Genomic DNA, 19,483 nt, shown 5'->3' with positions numbered 1-19,483 from the left:
GTGTTATTCTTGCTTTTTTGAAAATTCCATTTCCCAAGGAGAATCCTTAAAGCGAGGTTTAGCTAAATAACCGTATACCTGTCTTTTAGGGTGTTTCACTTTCTGAAACTTAAACCCGGATAAAGCTCTGCCAATATTAATATGGTTCAATCGAAGATTAAGGCAAGACATAGACACCAGAACATCAGAAGCAGTAACAAAGTCTTCCATGTCATTAGATTTCTCATAATACTTGGCAATCAACTCCTGTTCAGAGCTTAGTTTGGTGTATTTCTTATTACGCTCTTCATTTTCCTTGATATCATTAATACTTAATTCAGGATTAAAAGTTGGGTCATGGTATGCCAAGTGATAAGCTTGCGTCCAAACATCTTTAATATTGATTTCTTTTGAATAGGCAAAGTCAATTTTGTCTATCAATTCAAAACAAAGCCACCTTACCGAACCTGTTTCATCGTTTAGAAAAGAGGACATATTAGTAGAACCAAGAAAGGAACATATTCTTGGTAGTGTAGTGTTCTTTCTGTCATATGGTAATCGTTCATTGATAAAGGTTTTGGAGAAAAAAGATTTCAATGCATTCACATCCTTTTTTGATAGAACCGCTAATTCATCCAGATTGTATAAAAAGTTTCTGCACAATTGTACTCGTGCATCTTTATCATTACTGATATCCTCAGCCATAAATTCGGAAAGTTCTGGAGGACATAAAAATCTGCACCAAGTAGATTTTCCAGAATTTTGCCCCATATGAGAAAGAATAAACGCTTGTTTGTTGAAATAACTTGATTCCAATGCACACTTAATAGACCTTACCAACCATTTTCTAAAATGATACACAAAAGCTTCTTTTTCGTAAGTAGGCACATAGGATGCTAATTTCAATATATAATCTACACCATCCCATTTTGGAAGAGATTCAAAATACTCCTTGATTGGGTTGTATTTAGGTATCCATTCAGATCGCATGAGAATTTCTAATTTACTCGTACTAATATCGATACCCGCCTTGGTCAATTCTATAATTAATGAATTAAGATTAAGGTAATGCCAATTCCTGGAATCTTTAAAAGCAATCTGAAAATCGTGTGAAATCTCGTTATACATCACGTCATACTTCGTTTCCAAGTATTCCATTGTATAATCATAGATGGTTTTCTTTTTTGGATCCTTAACGTTGTATAAATCCTGTTTATCAGTAGCCATAACCAAGGATTTATTTTTTGTTTTTCAACAGCTGCTTATTAAATTGCTGTTCTAGGTATTCATCGGACAGATTAGGTTCTCCCATTAACCAGGCATCAATAGTTTCTTTATCAAAGAACTTTTGACGTATGTTAGGATTCCTACCTGCAGGTATTAATTTAAGCTGGGTAAGCTTGTATATTTTACTTTTCGATAATCCCGTATAAATTACTAGATCATCTACATTCATTACCTTTTTGGTGTGGGATAATAAACCTTTAATGTCGCGTAGTAATTCTACGACGTTTTCTTGTTCACTCATCACTCTTATTTTTAATATTTAGAAATGAGTAAATGGCCATTTACATTTTTGTACATGGCAAACATATGACAACAAATACCGCATAATCAATAGGGTAATTACAATTACGCTATCATTATTTCTTAATTATGCTATATCAAAAACACTTTTCCAGTATTTTATATAACCCTTGCCTTTATCTGAGCTTAAATCTCCTTTCCAACCTGAGAAACTGGATTTTAACGTCTTGTAATTGATAGTTTTTCCGTTCATTAAAAAAGAATCTTCGAGCATTTCAAAAAACACTTTTTTATGAACATCAGTTAAATTCTCTATTCCATCTTCAAGTATTACATGAAACATTGAAAACAACATTCGATGATTGGCAGAATCTTTACTTTTATTGTTCTCCTGAAAATTGATTTTATTTTGAACTTTTCTCCTGTTTAATAATAAGTGGAAGTCAATTTTTTCGTCATCATTAAGCTTTAGAGCATCGTAATTGATATTCCCTATTTTTAATGTTCTGTAAAGAAAAGGGTATAGTCTTTTATTTTTTATACGTTTCTTTTCGTGGTATGCTCCAACAATGGTCAATCCTATAAATCCCATAAAAATATAAGCGAAAAAGAATAGGAATCTATAAAAAACAGAATTAAACTCTGCGAAAAAAGCTATACTAATCGCCACAATCCCAAGCATAGAAATTAAGAAAAGAAAGGTAGAGTTATGCGTTCTTAAAATCCTTCTATTGAAAAAATTATCAATAGAATCGTCTAGGCTGCACCATAATTGAGCTATATTTTTAATTAACTTATCCATAAACTCCTACCTCTTAATAAAAGCAGTAATTAAAGATACGTAAAAAGAAAAGAGATTGTTGTACCTATGTTGTACCCGTCTTAAAAAACAAAAGCTTCCGATTTCTCGAAAGCTTTGTATTTACTAGTGTGGTCCCACATGGGCTCGAACCATGGACCCCCTGATTATGAGTCAGGTGCTCTAACCAGCTGAGCTATAGGACCCGCAAATTGCGGTTGCAATATTACTACTTATTTTATTATGGTGCAAGGAAATTCGGTGCTTCTATCCTATTTCTTGGCACAATTCTAATAAAACGCCATTCGTAGTTTTTGGGTGTACAAACGCAACTAATTTATTATCAGCACCTTTTTTAGGTTCATCGTTTAAAACGATGAACCCTTCTGCCTTTAAACGTGCTATTTCTGCTACTATATCTTCGACCTCAAAGGCTATATGATGTATGCCTTCTCCTTTCTTTGCTATAAACTTAGCAATTGGACTATCTTCCTTAGTAGCTTCTAATAATTCTATCTTATTAGGGCCTGTTTTAAAAAAGGAGGTTTTAACTCCTTCCGAAACCACCTCTTCCTCTTTGTAAGAAGGCGTTCCCAATAGTTTTTCATACAAATCATTAGACTTTTCTAAACTCTTTACGGCAATACCGATATGTTCTATTTTCTTCAAAACGTTACTTATTTTATAGATGAATATACGGAAAAACTAAAAAACTCCATTTTCTACGTACTTTTGTAGCATGGAAACGCAACGTCAGAAAAAAATAGCCGGAGTAATACAGAAAGATATTGTAGATATTCTACAACGAGCAGCAATAGATGGTGGACTTACAGGGACTTTAATTTCTGTCTCTAAAGTATCTGTAACTACCGATTTATCTATAGCTAAGGTATATGTTAGTATTTTTCCAAATAAAGGTGCAGAAGAGCTTTTAAAGGGTATACAATCTAACCAACCTCTTATAAAACATGAACTTTCGCAACGAACTAAAAATCAATTACGAAGAGTTCCGGAATTACTTTTCTATTTAGATGATTCTTTAGACTATATAGAAAAAATAGAAAAATCTTTAAAAGGAGAAGAAAACCCAATTGAAAATAGAGATCTTTTAGATAAAAGAAAAAAATCGTAACTATTGAACTTTCCATTATACATCGCGAAAAGGTACCTGCACTCTAGGAGCAGTCAAAATGCGGTGAATATTATTAATTTCATTACTTTTTTAGTTATTGTTATAGGCTCTGGGGCACTTTTTATTGTTTTATCTGGTTTTGCTGGTTTAAAAGAATTTAGTCTTTCTTATACAAATACTATTGATCCAGATTTAAAAGCAATACCCAAAACAGGGAAATTTTTCTCCATTACCCCTGAACAAGAGGTACAGCTTTCCAAAATTAAAGGAATAAGCTTTTACACCAAAGAGTTAGAAGAGAAGGTATACCTCTCGCACCGTCAAAAAAATCATATTGCGTATATAAAAGGGGTAGATTCTAGCTTTACAAAGGTAACCGGAATAGATAGCACCATACAGTATGGTAATTGGTCTATAAACAACGAGCAAGGAGTTACTGGTATTGGTATTGCCAATTTATTGGGAATATCTATCAACCAGTACAGACATCCATTAGTAATTTTAGCTCCAAAACCAGGAAAAGGAAACACTTCGCAACTAACATTAAAAACAAAACCATATAATGAGCTTGCTCTATTAATGAGTGGCGTTTATGTTATTGAAGAAAATATTGATAAAAAGTATGTCTTTGCGCACTTACCCTTAGTACAAGCATTGTTAGAAAAAGACAACACTGAAGTCTCAGGTATTAATTTTAAAATCTCAGACTCTGCAACTGGTGATGTACTAAAAAATGAAATAACAGCTATTATTCCTAACGTAATAATTAAAAGTAGAAAAGAACTGAATAGTACGCTTTATCGCATGTTAAACACTGAAAATTTAGCAACCTACCTTATTTTTACCCTAGTACTTATTATTGCTCTTTTTAATGTCGTAGGAGCCATAATTATGATGATTTTAGATAAGCAACAAAATTCTAAGACCCTATATAATTTAGGAACAACCATAAAACAGCTTCGGAAAATATATTTCTTACAAGGGGTTTTAGTAACTAGTTTAGGTGGGCTAATAGGTGTTCTTTTAGGCTCTTTATTAATTGGTTCGCAATTGGCTTTTGGGTGGTTAAAAATTACCCCAACCTTAGCCTATCCCGTACAATTTAATTTAATTAATGTAGTAATTGTTTTAGCCACTATTATTGTTCTAGGAATACTAGCCTCTTTAGTTGCTAGTAGTAGAATTTCTAAAAAATTAATTACTGCCTAGTAAGTAATTAATAGCTAAGAAAAACATATTAATATGATACATAAATTAGTAGTATTTCTTTTTTGGGGACAAATTATTTTTGCACAACCTAATACAGACAAATTAAATGTTTTAATTATTGATGGTTTTAATAATCATAATTGGAAACAAACTTCTTTACTTGTTAAAACAATTTTAGAAGAAACTAATTTATTTAAAGTAAGTATTTCTACAACACCTTCTATATCTGCAGATAAAAACTGGAAAAATTGGCGTCCAAAATTTAAAAATTACGATGTTGTTATTCAAAACACTAATAACATAAGCTGTAAAGATATACGCTGGCCCAAAGAAGTAGAAAAAAACTTAGAAGAATATCTAAGTCAAGGTGGAGGTTTATACATACTTCATTCTGCAAATAACGCTTTTCCAAAATGGAAAGAATATAATTTAATGATAGGATTAGGTTGGAGATCAAAAGATGAAGGGGTAGCATTACAGGTGAAGGAGAATAAAGAAATAATTACAATTCCTCCTCACGAAGGAAAAGCAACATTTCATGGACCAAGAAATGATGAAAATATTTATATCTTAAATAGCCATCCTATTAATAAAGATTTTCCAAAAATATGGAAAACTCCAGATATGGAACTTTATAAATTTGCACGTGGTCCTGGAAAAAATATTACTATTCTTTCTTATGCTAAAGACTCTAACACTTCTATTAATTGGCCCGTAGAATGGGTAGTTTCATACGGAAAAGGAAGGGTTTACAATTCTTCTATGGGACATCTTTGGAAAGACGATATATATCCTAAAAGTTACAGGTGCATAGGGTTTCAGACTACCTTAATCCGCGCAACTGAGTGGCTAGCAACAGGGAAAACTTCTTATAAAATTCCTAATAATTTTCCAGATTATAATACGATGGTGTTAGACACTACACCGTATAATAAAAAGAATTAAAAACTATCTAACAAACTGATAATTTCCAAATTTTTCTAGAACCTCATCAAAAGTAGCAAAGACATCTTTAGAAGCATCACTAGTAACCATTTTCATTCTATATTCTTTAAAGTCTGGAATGCCCTTAAAGTAATTTGTGTAGTGTCTTCTGGTTTCAAAAACACCCAATTTTTCACCCTTCCAATCTATAGACATTTGTAAATGCCTACGTGCGGCTGTAACACGTTCTTCCATAGTTGGTGGTTCTAAATGCGTTCCTGTATTTATAAAGTGTTTTACTTCTTTAAAAAACCAAGGATACCCAATACTTGCTCGCCCAATCATTGCCCCATCTAAACCATATTCATCGCGCATTTTTACAGCAGCTTCTGGGGTGTTTACATCACCATTTCCAAATACAGGAATATGCATTCTTTGGTTATTTTTTACCTCGGCAATAGGTTTCCAATCCGCATCTCCTTTATACAACTGCGCTCTAGTTCTACCATGAATGGCTATTGCTTTACAGCCAACATCTTGTATGCGTTCTGCAACCTCAACAATTTTAATAGAACTCTCATCCCACCCTAATCTGGTTTTTACCGTAATAGGCAGCTTGGTATGTTCTACCATGGCTTTGGTTAAAGACACCATTAAATCTATGTCTTTTAAAATTCCTGCTCCAGCACCTTTACTAACTACTTTTTTTACAGGACAACCAAAGTTAATATCTATAATATCTGGGTTAGATTTTTCTACTATCTCTACAGAGCGTAGCATAGAATCTAAATTAGCGCCAAATATTTGAATCCCTACTGGGCGTTCTTTTTCATAAATATCTAACTTCATTACACTTTTTGCAGCATCACGAATTAGTCCTTCCGAAGAAATAAACTCGGTATAAACCACATCTGCTCCTTGTTCCTTACACAAAGCTCTAAAAGGTGGGTCACTTACATCTTCCATAGGTGCAAGTAATAACGGGAAATCTGGTAATTGTATGTCTCCAATTTTTGGCATGGTACAAATTTACTACTATTCCAGTAGCTGTAAAAACAGAAAATGCTACTATCTTAGATTTATGTTTTTAAGCTTTTCTATTCCGTATGAACCTATTCTCTTTGGAATAAAGATTAATATGCACCTAATCTTAGAGTACTTAGCTTTTTTTATTGGCTTTCAATACTACCGCTTTTTACGCAAAAAAAGCTCCGATTTAATATCGTCTACAAACCGCTTATCAATAATTATTGGTGCTATTTTTGGAGCTTTATTCTTATCTAGGTTTGTTGCTTTTTTTGAAAACCCTGTACTACATTATAACCAAGGGTGGCTTTCTATTCTAAACAATAAAACAATAATGGGTGGCCTATTTGGTGGCCTTTTAGGGGTAGAGTTGATTAAAAAATATATAGGCGAAAAAACATCTTCTGGAGACCTTTTTACATTACCCATAATTGTAGGGCTTATCATTGGTCGTTTAGGTTGTTTTTTAACAGGCACCAATGAGTTTACTTATGGTATTGTTACTAATACTTTTCTTGGAATGTATTTGGGTGATGAATATTTAAGACACCCCATAGCGTTATATGAAATAGTATTTCTAATTTTCCTATTGGCCTTTTTAAAAAACCTTATTAAAAAGAATACGTTAGAAAATGGAATGCTTTTCAAAATCTTTATGATTAGTTATTTTATTTTTAGATTCTTCATAGAATTTCTAAAACCAAATGCATTTCTATTTTTAGAGCTTAGTAGTATTCAATATTTATGCCTAATTTGTGTACTATACTACTATAAAACAATACTTCAAGGAATACAATATGCCGGAAAGAAATTACACCTATTATGATTTTACATTAAGCCTATGTCCTGAATGTTTACGTAGGGTAGATGCCAAAATAGTTTTTGAAAATGAGAATGTATATATGCTCAAAAATTGCAAAGAGCACGGTCGTTCTAAAGTATTAATAGCGGATGATATTGAATACTATAAAAACATAAGAAACTATAACAAGGTTTCAGAATATCCAAAAACTTTTAATACCAAAACACATTACGGCTGCCCTTATGATTGTGGTCTTTGCCCAGATCATGAGCAACACTCATGCCTTACCGTTGTAGAACTTACGGATCGTTGTAATTTAACCTGCCCCACTTGTTATGCTTCTTCATCTCCAAGTTATGGTAGGCATAGAACTTTGGAAGAAGTAAAAAAAATGCTCGATGTTATTGTAAAAAATGAAGGAGAACCAGATGTAGTACAACTTAGTGGTGGGGAGCCTACGATACATCCTCAATTTTTTGAAATTTTAGAGTACGCAAAAACACTTCCTATAAGGCATTTAATGCTAAATACCAATGGAATTAAAATTGCTAAAGATTTTGAGTTTGCAAAGCGCTTGGCTAGCTATGCTCCTGATTTTGAAATCTATCTTCAGTTTGATTCTTTAGAGAATACCGTTTTACGGACCTTGCGTGGTGCAGATTTAGCAGAAACAAGATTAAAAGCCTTAGAACACTTAAATAAATTAAACCTCTCTACAACGCTTGTAGTTACCCTACAAAAAGGACTTAATGACCATGAAATGGGCAAAACAATTGATTTTGTTCTGAAACAAAAATGTGTGCGCGGGGTTACTTTTCAGCCCACACAAATAGCTGGTAGGCTAGATAATTTTGAAGCAGATGAAAATAGAATAACCCTAACCGAAGTTCGAAGAAAAATTTTAGAGCAATCCCCAATTTTTGAGCCCGATGATTTAATTCCTGTTCCTTGTAATCCAGATGCCTTAGTAATGGCTTATGCTTTAAAATTAGGTAATAACGTAAGTCCTTTAACACGGTACATAAACCCCGAAGATTTATTAAATGAAGGTAAAAACACCATAATTTATGAGCAAGACCCTGAGCTACATGGTAAAATGATAGACCTTTTTAGTACTGGAAATTCTGTAGAAAAAGCAGAGGAAAATTTAAAAAGCATTATGTGTTGTTTACCAGAAATTGATGCTCCTAATTTAGGCTATGATAATCTTTTTAGAATTATAATTATGCAATTTATCGATGCACATAATTTTGATGTAAGGGCTATTAAAAAATCTTGCGTGCATATCGTAAATAAAGATTATAAAATTATACCGTTTGAAACTATGAACCTTTTTTATAGAGATGATAAATTAAAACGCTTAGAAGAACTACAAAACGAAATATTATGAATATAACTCTACCCTTAGAAGTTGGTAATTTAGATGGCCTAGTTGCATTTCTTTTTGCCCTAATGTTTGGGCCAGCAATCTTATTATTAATAATAGGGTTTATTTTAAGAAGTAAAAGAAAGTATAAAGCGGGAAAAGTGCTTTTTATACTAGCAGGTATTTATTTACTAGTAAGTTTAGGCGTTTGCGGCGGATTAATGGGAGCATATTAAAAATTATATTCTCCCACGTTCTGCATTATTTTTTGATTTTTTATTAGCTTTTATCTTTTCATTTCCAAACTTATATCTAAACCCTAATGTGAAAAGACGATTTTCTCTTCTGGTAAAAGTAGAATTATTCTGATCGCCATATACCCTAGAAGCAAAATAGATGTCTTTTCTAAAAATATCGGACATTCCTAATGAAATACTTGCTTTTTTATTCCACAATGTTTTACGTATAGTTATACTTAAATTACTGCTAGCATCTGAGCTTTCGTTACCGTAAATTGTTGGCGAATAATATTCATAATCTACATCTGCCATTATACTTTTATCATCTAGTAGCGTAAAACTATTTCTTGTCCTAAACATCCACATCCAAATATTTCTGGATAATAAATCTCCAGAATTAAAATCAACAAATTCATTCTCTTTATTTGATATATATATTAGGGCATAAGTATCCCAAAAATTCGTAATATTTTTATTCATAGTAAAGTCTACCCCATAAGAAATATTCCTATCAATATTATAACTTAAATAACGTAATAAATTCGAGGCATTATCTTGGAATACTTGTTCGCTAAAGTAATTTTTTTCGGCCCTATAAGAAATCGCAATACTATACGCCTTCTTTAAAGTATATTCTAAAGCAATGTAATTTCTGGTTGCTGGTAATAAGTTTGGATTCCCTTCAATTACAGAGTTATTGCTTTCAAAATATTGAAAAGGATTAATTTTATTATATCTAGGCCTATTAATTCTTCTAAAATAGTAAAGTCTTACTCCATTATTTTTATTTGGAACAAAATTCAAAGAGAAGGAAGGAAATAGCTCTAAATAATTGTTTTCTGTTTTGCTAGGACTTGTATCTAAATCTCCTACTGTTTCTGTATATTCTATTCGTAAACCTGTGTTGAATTTAAACTTTTCCCAGCTAGCGTTAAAACTAGTATAGCCAGCGTAAATATCTTCATTATACAAAAATACTCCTGCATCTGTTGGGTTTATTCCGGGTTGATTACGGTCATAACCTTCTTGTCTGATAGTGCTCTCAGAATCTATTCCGGCATATCGAATTCCTGCTTCTACCCTACTAGATTCTCCAACTGGAGTAACAAAATCTATTTGAGCATTATAAAGGTTTATTTTCTGGTTAGAATCTGTGGTAAAGTTATTAACCCCTGTAGAAGATCCTAAATTATTAAAAAAAGTAGTGTTCAAATCTTGACCAATTTCTGACTTATAAAAAGTATAATGTGATCCAAAAGATACTTCAGCACCTTCTTTCTTTAATTTTCGTATCCAATCCGCATAATATGCCGTATTAAGATAATTTCTATCACTAAAAATTAGAGATTTAAAACTAGAATCCAAAGTGATATCTGCAAAGTTAATGTTTGTATCTGTATTATTAAGTGCACTATAATTTGGAGTAAGAACATTAAGACTAGATAGGCTAAGTGTATTTTTTTTATTTATAAAATAGTCAAAAAACAAATTTATATTGTGTTTGTTCTCGTTTCTAGTAGAATTTTGATTGGCAGTCCAATCTGAACTTGGGGTGCCTAAATAACTTGTTTTATCCGTATATCTAGTAATTTTCTTATTGCGACTAAAACTATAATTCACAGAAAAATCTGTTTTATCTCCCTTAAAATAATGGTCTGTACCCAAAGTATGTTTAGCAAAAATACCTTGTTTATAAGTATTATAAAGAGATCCGTTATAACCAGATGCTAAATTTTTATGCATTACAATATTAATCAACATACCACCTTCTGCACTATACTTTATAGGCGGATTGGTAATTACTTCTATAGATTCTACATTATTAGCACTAGTTCCAGAGAGTAAATTATACAAATCCTCGGTAGGTAAATTAACTTTTTTATTGTTGATCATGACCCCTATGTTATCTTGACCCTTAATTTGTAGTTTCTCCCCAGAAATAAGAACCGAAGGCGTTTTCTTTAAAACATCCCAAATATCGGAATCTGTCAAGGCGGTATTAGCAATATTAAACACTAAACGATCTGCTTTTCTTTCTAATCTAGGTTTTTGCAAAGTAACCACAACTTCGTCTAAGTTTTGGTCTTGTAGTAATAAGCTAATATTTTCTACAGTTATATTCTTATCTATTTGTACCGGTATTAGTTTAGAAGTATTACCAATATAACTAGCTTGTAAATAATACTTACCCCTTTTTATTTCTTCGATTTTAAATGTTCCATCTTCACTTGTAGACGTTCCTTTTATTAAAACAGAATCTAATCTTTTAACAACCACAGTAGCATAAGAAATAGGGATTTTATTACCATCTAAAACTGTTCCTGAAACTGTATATTCTTGAGCAAAAGAAGTTATACAATAAAAAAAAATGAAAAAAAGGGACGAATAAAGTTTTATCATGTAGGATTTTCGGTATTGTCGTAAATATAAATAAATATTTCAAGAAATACCCTACATTAATTGTAGTTTGTAGGTGTTTTTTATTCTTGTTTTACTTAAATAATATATACCGATAAGTACTAAAATAATAAAGGTTCTCTTGTAATAATAATTATAGTATAGCCTTAGATTCCAGTATTTAAATTAAACTATATTTGCAATTGCATTTCTTTACCAGAAATAAAACTGGTAAAAATTAAATGTAATAGCTCATTTTGCTCCTATGAAGAATATTAGAAATTTTTGCATTATTGCACATATTGATCACGGTAAAAGTACATTAGCGGATCGATTGTTAGATTTTACTGGCTCCGTAACCGATCGTGAAAAAAAAGAACAGCTACTAGATAGTATGGACTTAGAACGAGAACGTGGTATTACAATAAAGAGTCATGCTATACAAATGGAGTATACCTATAAGGGAGAAGAGTACATTCTTAATTTAATTGATACCCCTGGCCACGTAGATTTTTCTTATGAAGTTTCTCGTTCCATTGCTGCTTGTGAAGGTGCTCTTTTAGTTGTAGATGCTGCACAGAGTATACAGGCACAAACCATCTCTAATTTGTATTTAGCGCTAGAGAATGATTTAGAGATAATCCCTGTTCTTAATAAAGTAGATTTACCTAGTGCAAGTCCAGAAGAGGTTACGGATGATATTGTAGATCTTTTGGGATGTGATGCAGAAGAAGTAATTCCAGCAAGTGCAAAAACTGGAATAGGTATAGAAGAAATACTTGCTGCTATTATTGAACGTGTGCCTGCACCTGAAGGAAATTTAGAGGAATCTTTACAGGCTTTAGTTTTCGATTCTGTATATAATCCTTTCCGAGGTGTAGAAACCTATTTCAGAGTTATCAACGGAGAAATTAAAAAAGGGCAAAAAATAAAATTTGTAGCTACAGATAAAGATTATTTTGCGGATGAGGTTGGTACTTTAAAATTAGTACAACACCCTCAAAAAAGTATCAAAGCTGGTGATGTTGGATACTTAATTACCGGTATTAAAGATGCTAGAGAAGTAAAAGTTGGAGATACAATTACAGACGCTGCAAAACCTACAAAAAACGCAATTGAAGGTTTTGAAGACGTAAAACCAATGGTATTTGCTGGTATTTATCCAGTAGATACAGACGAGTTTGAAGAGTTACGTGCCTCTATGGAGAAGTTACAGCTTAATGATGCTTCCTTGGTTTTTGCTCCGGAAAGTAGTGCTGCTCTTGGTTTTGGTTTTCGCTGTGGATTCCTTGGAATGCTACACATGGAAATTATTCAAGAACGTTTAGAGCGTGAGTTTAATATGACGGTTATTACCACTGTACCCAATGTTAGTTACCATGCGTATACAAGAAAAGAACCTGAGACTCCTTTAATTGTAAATAATCCAACAGATTTACCAGATCCTTCTAGTATTGATCGTGTAGAAGAGCCATATATAAAAGCAACCATAATTACTAAAGCAGATTTTGTTGGTAATGTAATGTCCTTATGTATTGAAAAAAGAGGGCAAATTACTAACCAAACCTATTTAACTACGGAAAGAGTAGAGCTTAATTTTGATATGCCATTAGCCGAAATTGTTTTTGATTTTTATGATCGTTTAAAAACAGTTTCCAAAGGATATGCTTCTTTTGATTATGCTCCAATTGGTATGCGAACTTCTAAATTAGTACGTGTAGATATTTTACTTAATGCACAACCAGTGGATGCCTTATCAGCGCTAATACACGCAGATAATGCGGTTACTATTGGTAAAAAAATGTGTGAAAAACTAAAAGAACTAATACCAAGACAACAGTTTGATATTCCTATACAAGCTGCCATTGGTGCCAAAATAATTTCTAGGGAAACAACAAAAGCATTGCGTAAAGATGTTACTGCAAAATGTTATGGTGGTGATATTTCTCGTAAACGTAAGCTTTTAGAGAAACAAAAGAAAGGTAAAAAACGTATGCGCCAAGTAGGTAATGTAGAAGTACCCCAAGAAGCATTTATGGCTGTATTAAAGCTTAATGATTAAATATTTAGCAACATAGGCATTGTTAATATTATTTATTTACAACTATAAAAATAATAGTATTTCTTCCTATTTTTGCTGTCCTAATTATCCCCCGATTATGACATTATACATTGCTCAATTTACCGCTAAACATAGTATTATTCAGTTAGAAGAGCGTTCTATTTTTACTTGGAGACAGGAAAGTGGAGATATCGATGAGTCTATGTTAATAAACAAGATTAAAAGAGAATCTTCGGTTCACTTTTTTCAGCTTATTGCTGGCGTTAATTACCAAATAGAGGAGAAAGATATTACGGTAACCATTAACAAAGCCCAGCCTTTTTCTTAGTTAGAAATTACAAGTTTATAAGGTCTAGACAAAGAAGATAAACTATTGTTCAAAAAATAATTATAGAAAGAGTTTACACAATATTGAAAAGAATTTAAAGTAACAAAACGCATCTTTAAGCATTGATATTAAAAAGCACAATCAAAAAAGTTGGATAATGATATCATTATCCAACTTTTTATAATTAATTATTAATCCTTTAATAATTTGTATCGGTTATTTAGGACTTAATACCTATTTTTTACAATCCGCTACTAAATCTAATTGAGATATAAAAGTATCAAAAGAAACACCATCAAGTTCAACTGTTTGAGTTGTTCCTTGCGTTGTCACTGATATAGTTCCATCACCATTATCGCAGTACTTTGAGCTAGTTACAGTCCCTAACACATCCAAATCACAGGTTGAGCATGATGAAGCTTTATCATCATCATCTTTATTACAACTTGTAAATACAATAGAACTTCCTAAAGCGAGAAATAAAAATAACTTTTTCATAATTAAATTTGGTTTTTGGTTTATTAAATTAATTTGAAAAAAGAGAACGAGTCCTTTGTAGTTATATTCTTATAAAGCTTTTATTTTGTAGGTAAATGTTGTGAAACGGATAATTATAGATGCATAACTAACGTTTTAGTATATAATAAATACAAATTTATTGTAAAGATTTTCCTAAATAAACAAGCTTAAATCCTTTAGCAATAGTTTTAGTTTCTGCATCTATAGAAGAAATTATTTCAAGATTTCCCTTAATACCTTTAATAAACAATGGAATTGTAAAGATTTCTTTCCTTGTAAGTTCTAAAAGTTCTGAATAATGCTCCGGGCTTGTAATTTCTATTTCATTAATAGTAGGAAACTCTCTTGCCGCTTCTGTTAATTTAATAAAATCATCAGAAAGCGAAAAAAGACCTTCTTTTGGGTTGTTTTCAGGCTTATTCATCTCATCACTACTTACCAACCTAAACGCTCCATTTTCACCAAATTGTTTTTGAAATTTATTAATAGCAAATTTATTAATATCAGAATTACCTGTTAAGGCCATTAAATATCCCATATCATTTAATTCAATATTATCCATTAGACTATCGGAGTAAATATTAGCCACCAATGCCTCTAATCCTGCCTTCTTTGCTTTTTCAACATTAGTTTGGTTATTATCAATAAGTACTACGTGTCTACCGTTTTTAAGAAGATAATTCGCAATTAATCTAGAAACATTAGATCCACCAATAATTAAAATACCTTCCGATTTTTTTAAGAATACCCCGATTAATTTTGCAAACAATCTCGCAGTAGTAGCATTAAGCAAAACGGTTCCCAAAACAATCATAAAAACCAATGGCGTAATATATTCTGCTCCTGCTTCTCCTTTAGCTAAAAGTTTAGAACCAAATAAAGAAGCAATACCCGCAGCTACAATACCACGGGGACCCACCCAACTAATAAATAACTTTTCATTGAGTTTTAAATTTGACCCTTGCGTACTTAAGAAGACCCCTAAAGGGCGTACTATAAATATAATTACGGCAAAAAGTGCTACTGTTTTCCAATTATATATTAATTCTAAATCACGAATGTTAATATTGGCAGCTAAGAGAATAAATAGAATTGAAATGAGTAATACACTTAAAGATTCTTTAAAATATAACAACTCTTTAAGGTTAGGTAGGTTTATATTTCCTAAAACAAGCCCCATAACTACAACAGCTAAAAGTCCAGATTCATGGGCAAAAACATCAGAGGTTACAAAAACTAATAATACTATAGATAAGGAAGCTACATTTAATAAATAATGAGGAATTAAATTCTTTTTTATGGCAAAGGTTAACGCATGAGCAAAAGTAAAACCAAAACTAGTTCCAAAAAGTAATATTTTACCAAACTCTATTAACGCAGTTTGTGTATATCCATGACCTTCACCAACGCTAATAAATTCAAAAACCAATACCGCAGCTAAAGCACCAATAGGGTCTATTAATATACCTTCCCACTTCAAAACAGTAGAGACATCTTTTTTTAACGGAATATTCCTAAGAATAGGCGTAATTACGGTAGGTCCAGTCACAATAATTAAGGCAGAAAACAAAAAAGAAATTTGCCATTGTAATTCAAAAATATAATGTGCAGCCAAACCAGCTCCAAAAAAAGTAACTACAGAACCAAGCGTAATTAGTTTAGTTATTACAGGCCCTACGTTTTTTATCTCGGAACGTTTTAACGTTAGTCCGCCTTCAAAAAGAATAATACTTATGGCCAAGGATACAAAATAGTAAAGACCATCCCCTGGGAATAAACCATTTGTACCATTCCATATAGGTTCTATTAGTTTTAAACCATCTTCGGTAAATAAAGTGGCAATAGGCCCCACCAATAATCCGATTAATATTAAAGGTAAAATAGCGGGCAGTTTTAAACGCCAAGCCATCCATTGAGCTATAATTCCAAGTATAATAATTCCAGCAAGTTCTAGCATGATTTTATTTTTAGGGAAAATACCTTTTTATTTCAAAAATAACAATGTTAATATCCAAGAATTTATTTCTTAAATATTATAGTATCTTACGCACTTAATTTTTTTCATGAAAAACGAAATCCATCCGTTTAAAACTATCTTATTTGGATTTGCTTTTTCTCCATCACTCAATGTTAATGTGCTGGAAACTACACGCATTGCTCATTTTTTTAATGCCAAACTTATTTTATTACATGTTGGCGAAAAAACTGTAGAAAAAGAATTAAAAATTAAAGCTATTCTTTCTGCGATAGAACATCCAGATTTATCTGTGGAAATTCAATGGAAACAAGGAAATCCTTATGAAATTATTTTAAAAACTTGCAGCACCTCTAATATAGATTTATTAATGTTAGGGGCTATGCAACATGAAAATATGTTTCGATTCTATGTAGGTTCTATTGCTAGAAAATTAACACGTAAAGTTTGTTGTTCTGTACTTTTATTAATTAAACCTTCTGCGGAAAGGGTTCCTTGCAAACACGTTGTTGTAAATGGCTTAGATGCTCCCGAAACGCCTTTGGCTATTACAGATGCCTTTTATGTGAGTTATGCTCTTGGCGCTCAAAAATTAACGGTAGTAGAAGAGATTAGGCAAAAAGAAATTCATGTAACTGTAGAAGATGATCGCTCTCTTAAAAAAGCAACTATTGTAAAAGAACGATTAAAACACAGAGAAGAATTTAGAGTTCGCAAAATAATAGAAGACTTACCCAAATATTTAAAGACAAATTTAAAAGTTAAATCTCAGAGTATTTTTGGAAAAAGAGGCTACTCCATAGGGCATTATGCCGAGGTTGTTAGGGCAGATCTATTAGTAATGAATGCTCCAGCAAAAACAGGAATATTTGATCGTATATTTCCCCATGATACAGAACATATTTTATCTGATCTACCAACCGATTTATTAATTATTAGAAACAGAACTTGACCACAAAAACAAGCCAAACTAAAAATTTTATAAGCGCATTACCTAAAAATATATTTTCTGGTTTCGTTGTTTCGCTAATAGCCCTTCCTTTAGGTCTTGGTTTAGCATTGGCAAGTGAAGCTCCACCTATATCTGGAATAATCGCTGCCATTGTTGGAGGTATTGTTGTCGCTATTTTAGGGGGCTCCAATGTAACTATTACAGGTCCTGGAAATGGTCTTGTTATTGTTCTTCTTGGCGCCATTACAACCTTAGGTGGAGGAGATTTATACCAAGGGTATTTGTTTACACTTGCTGCTATTGTTATCTCCGGAGCTCTCATGGTTCTACTAGGTTTTTTAAAAATGGGACGCTTAGCAGATTTTTTTCCTGCATCTGCCATTGAAGGCATGTTAGCAGCCATAGGCTTAGGTATTCTTGCCAAACAATTTCATATTATGATTGGCCATAATAATGAAAGTGGCAGTATTGTAAGTCTTCTTGGAAAAATCCCAACAGGATTATATAAATTATACCTAGATACTCCTGAAATTCTCGTTGCTGCGACAATTGGAGCAAGTGCTTTGTTAATAATGATTTACTATTCTAAAATAAGGAATAAATACTTTCAACTTATTCCTGCACCAATGTGGATACTAATATTAACCATTGGCTTTAGTTATATTTTAGAGGCATTAGGTATTCCTTATCCTATGAGTTCTAAATTTTTAGTAAACATACCAGATAATGTACTTGGAAAATGGGCTTTTCCAGATTTTTCTATCATCCAAACAAAGGAATTTATATTAGTTGTTTTTGCTATTACCTTAATAGCAAGTATTGAGTCTTTATTAAGTATAAAAGCAGTAGATAAATTAGATCCACTAAGCCGGCGTTCTAATGTAAATAAAGATTTAAAAGCTTTAGGTATTGCTACTTCTTTAAGTGGTCTTGTAGGTGGGTTAAATGTTGTAACAGTTATTGCTAGAAGTTCCGTAAACGTTAATAATGGAGCTACTAATAGAACTGCGAACCTTTTTCATGCTCTATTTTTAGTTGCGTTTGTTCTTCTTTTTCAAAACCAATTAAGAATGATCCCTCTGGCCGCTTTAGCTGCCATTTTGGTATATACTGGTTACAAATTAGCAACACCAAAAACCCTTGGAAAAATTGCTAAAATTGGAAAAGAACAAATTGTAATTTTTCTTGTAACCTTACTCACAACATTATTTACTAATTTAATTACTGGAATAAGCGCCGGGATTGTGATTACCTTTTTAATTCACGTTCTTATAAATAAGAGTTTTTCTTTATTTATTAATCATATTACCAAGCCTAATATTTTAATGTATAAGGAAAAGGATGGTAATAACTATTATGTAAGTGTAAAGTACTTTTGTAGCTTCTTAAATTTTTATAAACTTAAAAATAACCTAGATGTAATTCCGGAAAATGAGAACATAATACTAGATTTTTCCCTATGCAGTTTTGTAGACCATACCGTAATGGATGGTATAGAAAGTTATGTAGATACTTTTAGTAAAAAAGGAGGAAGCATAGAAATTATTGGTTTAGATAAGCATAGAGCAGACTCTAAACACCCTTTTGCCATTCGTAAAGTAATTCCTTTTAGCAAAATAGGCGCTGTAGAAAGGTATTTTACGAAAAGACAAAAACTACTAAAAAATACCGCCAAAGAATACCATTGGAATTATGTTCCTAAAAAGGACATTAAAACAAATTTTCTAAATAATTTTATCTTTTTTAAAACAAGAGAAATTCCTTATATCTATAATACTTTAAAAGATAATGAGTCCAAATTTAAAGTAGTTGATGTAGAGTTTACAGAAGGTGCATTTATTGCAAAAGAGGTGGTTAAAACTACCATAATGTATATTCAATTAGACAATGAAATACCCGTTTTTACTTTAGATAAAGAAGGGTTACTAGATTTTATTTATGGCCTTGCTGGTTTTAAAGATATTACTATAAATAACCATCCCGACTTTAATAAACGTTTTTATTTAAGTGGTGAAAATGAAATTCCTATTAAAGAATTATTTACAGATGAGCTTATTCTTTTCTTAGAAAGTAACCCTTATTACCACATTGAATCTAATGGTTCTACTCTATTAATTCTAAAAAAAGAACGTCTTCTGAGTGTGCAAGAAATTAAGGCTATGATTTTCTTTGGACAACAATTACATACATTCTTACAATATAAAAATGAACCTATCTTGTTAAAAAACAGCTAATAAAACCGCCTAT

The 19,483-nt window shown here is 31.8% G+C and carries 18 protein-coding genes and 1 tRNA gene; 10 read left to right on the top strand and 9 right to left on the bottom strand.

Annotated features, from left to right (window positions below):
* Positions 1 to 3: 3 nt before the first annotated feature.
* The 5 genes from Q0856_RS16800 to mce form a co-directional block, all read right to left on the bottom strand.
* A complete protein-coding gene (locus Q0856_RS16800) occupies positions 4 to 1,206 on the bottom strand; it encodes a VapE domain-containing protein (protein WP_298506912.1) in 1,203 nt (400 codons plus the stop codon).
* Positions 1,207 to 1,216: 10 nt separating this feature from the next.
* Positions 1,217 to 1,507, bottom strand: coding sequence for a hypothetical protein (locus Q0856_RS16795; protein ID WP_298506911.1), 291 nt, complete (start codon positions 1,505 to 1,507; stop codon positions 1,217 to 1,219).
* Between the two features lie 126 nt (positions 1,508 to 1,633).
* Complete coding sequence (locus tag Q0856_RS16790) at positions 1,634 to 2,308, bottom strand: hypothetical protein (RefSeq protein ID WP_298506910.1); 675 nt, start codon at positions 2,306 to 2,308, stop codon at positions 1,634 to 1,636.
* Positions 2,309 to 2,437: 129 nt separating this feature from the next.
* Positions 2,438 to 2,511: transfer RNA gene (locus Q0856_RS16785), tRNA-Ile, on the bottom strand.
* A gap of 61 nt (positions 2,512 to 2,572) precedes the next feature.
* Entirely contained in the window at positions 2,573 to 2,974 is a 402-nt protein-coding gene (gene mce, locus Q0856_RS16780; protein WP_298506909.1) for a methylmalonyl-CoA epimerase, read from the bottom strand.
* A 70-nt stretch (positions 2,975 to 3,044) separates the two neighbouring features.
* Here mce and rbfA point away from each other — a divergent pair, with 70 nt between their 5' ends.
* Genes rbfA through Q0856_RS16765 form a run of 3 tightly spaced genes read left to right on the top strand, consistent with a single transcriptional unit; the run spans position 3,045 to position 5,591 of the window.
* Entirely contained in the window at positions 3,045 to 3,437 is a 393-nt protein-coding gene (gene rbfA / locus Q0856_RS16775) for a 30S ribosome-binding factor RbfA (protein WP_298478389.1), read from the top strand.
* A gap of 3 nt (positions 3,438 to 3,440) precedes the next feature.
* Entirely contained in the window at positions 3,441 to 4,646 is a 1,206-nt protein-coding gene (locus Q0856_RS16770) for an FtsX-like permease family protein (protein ID WP_298506908.1), read from the top strand.
* 33 nt (positions 4,647 to 4,679) lie between these two features.
* Entirely contained in the window at positions 4,680 to 5,591 is a 912-nt protein-coding gene (locus tag Q0856_RS16765) for a ThuA domain-containing protein (RefSeq protein ID WP_298506907.1), read from the top strand.
* Positions 5,592 to 5,594: 3 nt separating this feature from the next.
* Here the strand turns inward: Q0856_RS16765 and dusB are convergent, their stop codons facing one another.
* Positions 5,595 to 6,590, bottom strand: coding sequence for a tRNA dihydrouridine synthase DusB (gene dusB / locus Q0856_RS16760; RefSeq protein ID WP_298506906.1), 996 nt, complete (start codon positions 6,588 to 6,590; stop codon positions 5,595 to 5,597).
* A gap of 61 nt (positions 6,591 to 6,651) precedes the next feature.
* On the opposite strand from dusB, the gene Q0856_RS16755 reads away from it, so the two are divergent.
* The 3 genes from Q0856_RS16755 to Q0856_RS16745 are packed head-to-tail and all read left to right on the top strand — an operon-like array spanning position 6,652 to position 9,000.
* Complete coding sequence (locus tag Q0856_RS16755; protein WP_298506905.1) at positions 6,652 to 7,422, top strand: prolipoprotein diacylglyceryl transferase family protein; 771 nt, start codon at positions 6,652 to 6,654, stop codon at positions 7,420 to 7,422.
* Positions 7,394 to 8,788 carry a radical SAM protein gene (locus Q0856_RS16750; protein ID WP_298506904.1) on the top strand — a complete coding sequence of 465 codons (1,395 nt, stop codon included), beginning with the start codon at positions 7,394 to 7,396 and terminating at the stop codon, positions 8,786 to 8,788. Before Q0856_RS16755 ends, Q0856_RS16750 begins: the two co-directional genes overlap by 29 nt.
* Positions 8,785 to 9,000, top strand: a complete 216-nt coding sequence (locus Q0856_RS16745; protein WP_298506902.1) for a hypothetical protein — start codon at positions 8,785 to 8,787, stop codon at positions 8,998 to 9,000. The genes Q0856_RS16750 and Q0856_RS16745 overlap by 4 nt, the downstream gene beginning before the upstream one ends.
* Positions 9,001 to 9,003: 3 nt before the next feature.
* Here the strand turns inward: Q0856_RS16745 and Q0856_RS16740 are convergent, their stop codons facing one another.
* Positions 9,004 to 11,403, bottom strand: coding sequence for an outer membrane beta-barrel family protein (locus tag Q0856_RS16740; RefSeq protein WP_298506901.1), 2,400 nt, complete (start codon positions 11,401 to 11,403; stop codon positions 9,004 to 9,006).
* A 262-nt stretch (positions 11,404 to 11,665) separates the two neighbouring features.
* Here Q0856_RS16740 and lepA point away from each other — a divergent pair, with 262 nt between their 5' ends.
* Together lepA and Q0856_RS16730 are read left to right on the top strand one after the other, a co-directional pair.
* Complete coding sequence (gene lepA / locus Q0856_RS16735) at positions 11,666 to 13,462, top strand: translation elongation factor 4 (protein WP_298506899.1); 1,797 nt, start codon at positions 11,666 to 11,668, stop codon at positions 13,460 to 13,462.
* Positions 13,463 to 13,559: 97 nt separating this feature from the next.
* A complete protein-coding gene (locus tag Q0856_RS16730) occupies positions 13,560 to 13,790 on the top strand; it encodes a GTP-binding protein LepA (RefSeq protein WP_298506898.1) in 231 nt (76 codons plus the stop codon).
* 234 nt (positions 13,791 to 14,024) lie between these two features.
* Here the strand turns inward: Q0856_RS16730 and Q0856_RS16725 are convergent, their stop codons facing one another.
* Positions 14,025 to 14,288, bottom strand: coding sequence for a hypothetical protein (locus tag Q0856_RS16725; RefSeq protein ID WP_298478355.1), 264 nt, complete (start codon positions 14,286 to 14,288; stop codon positions 14,025 to 14,027).
* A gap of 157 nt (positions 14,289 to 14,445) precedes the next feature.
* Positions 14,446 to 16,266 (bottom strand): sodium:proton antiporter, encoded by a 1,821-nt coding sequence (locus Q0856_RS16720; protein WP_298478352.1) that lies wholly within the window; start codon positions 16,264 to 16,266, stop codon positions 14,446 to 14,448.
* Between the two features lie 106 nt (positions 16,267 to 16,372).
* On the opposite strand from Q0856_RS16720, the gene Q0856_RS16715 reads away from it, so the two are divergent.
* Together Q0856_RS16715 and Q0856_RS16710 are read left to right on the top strand one after the other, a co-directional pair.
* Entirely contained in the window at positions 16,373 to 17,236 is an 864-nt protein-coding gene (locus tag Q0856_RS16715) for a universal stress protein (protein ID WP_298478348.1), read from the top strand.
* A complete protein-coding gene (locus Q0856_RS16710) occupies positions 17,233 to 19,470 on the top strand; it encodes a SulP family inorganic anion transporter (protein ID WP_298506897.1) in 2,238 nt (745 codons plus the stop codon). The genes Q0856_RS16715 and Q0856_RS16710 overlap by 4 nt, the downstream gene beginning before the upstream one ends.
* Positions 19,471 to 19,483: the final 13 nt, after the last annotated feature.

The sequence above is a fragment of the uncultured Maribacter sp. genome, from assembly GCF_947496775.1.
GTDB lineage: Bacteria > Bacteroidota > Bacteroidia > Flavobacteriales > Flavobacteriaceae > Maribacter_B.
Note: the sequence above shows the minus strand (reverse complement) of the source record. Positions and strands in the feature narration are given on the sequence as shown.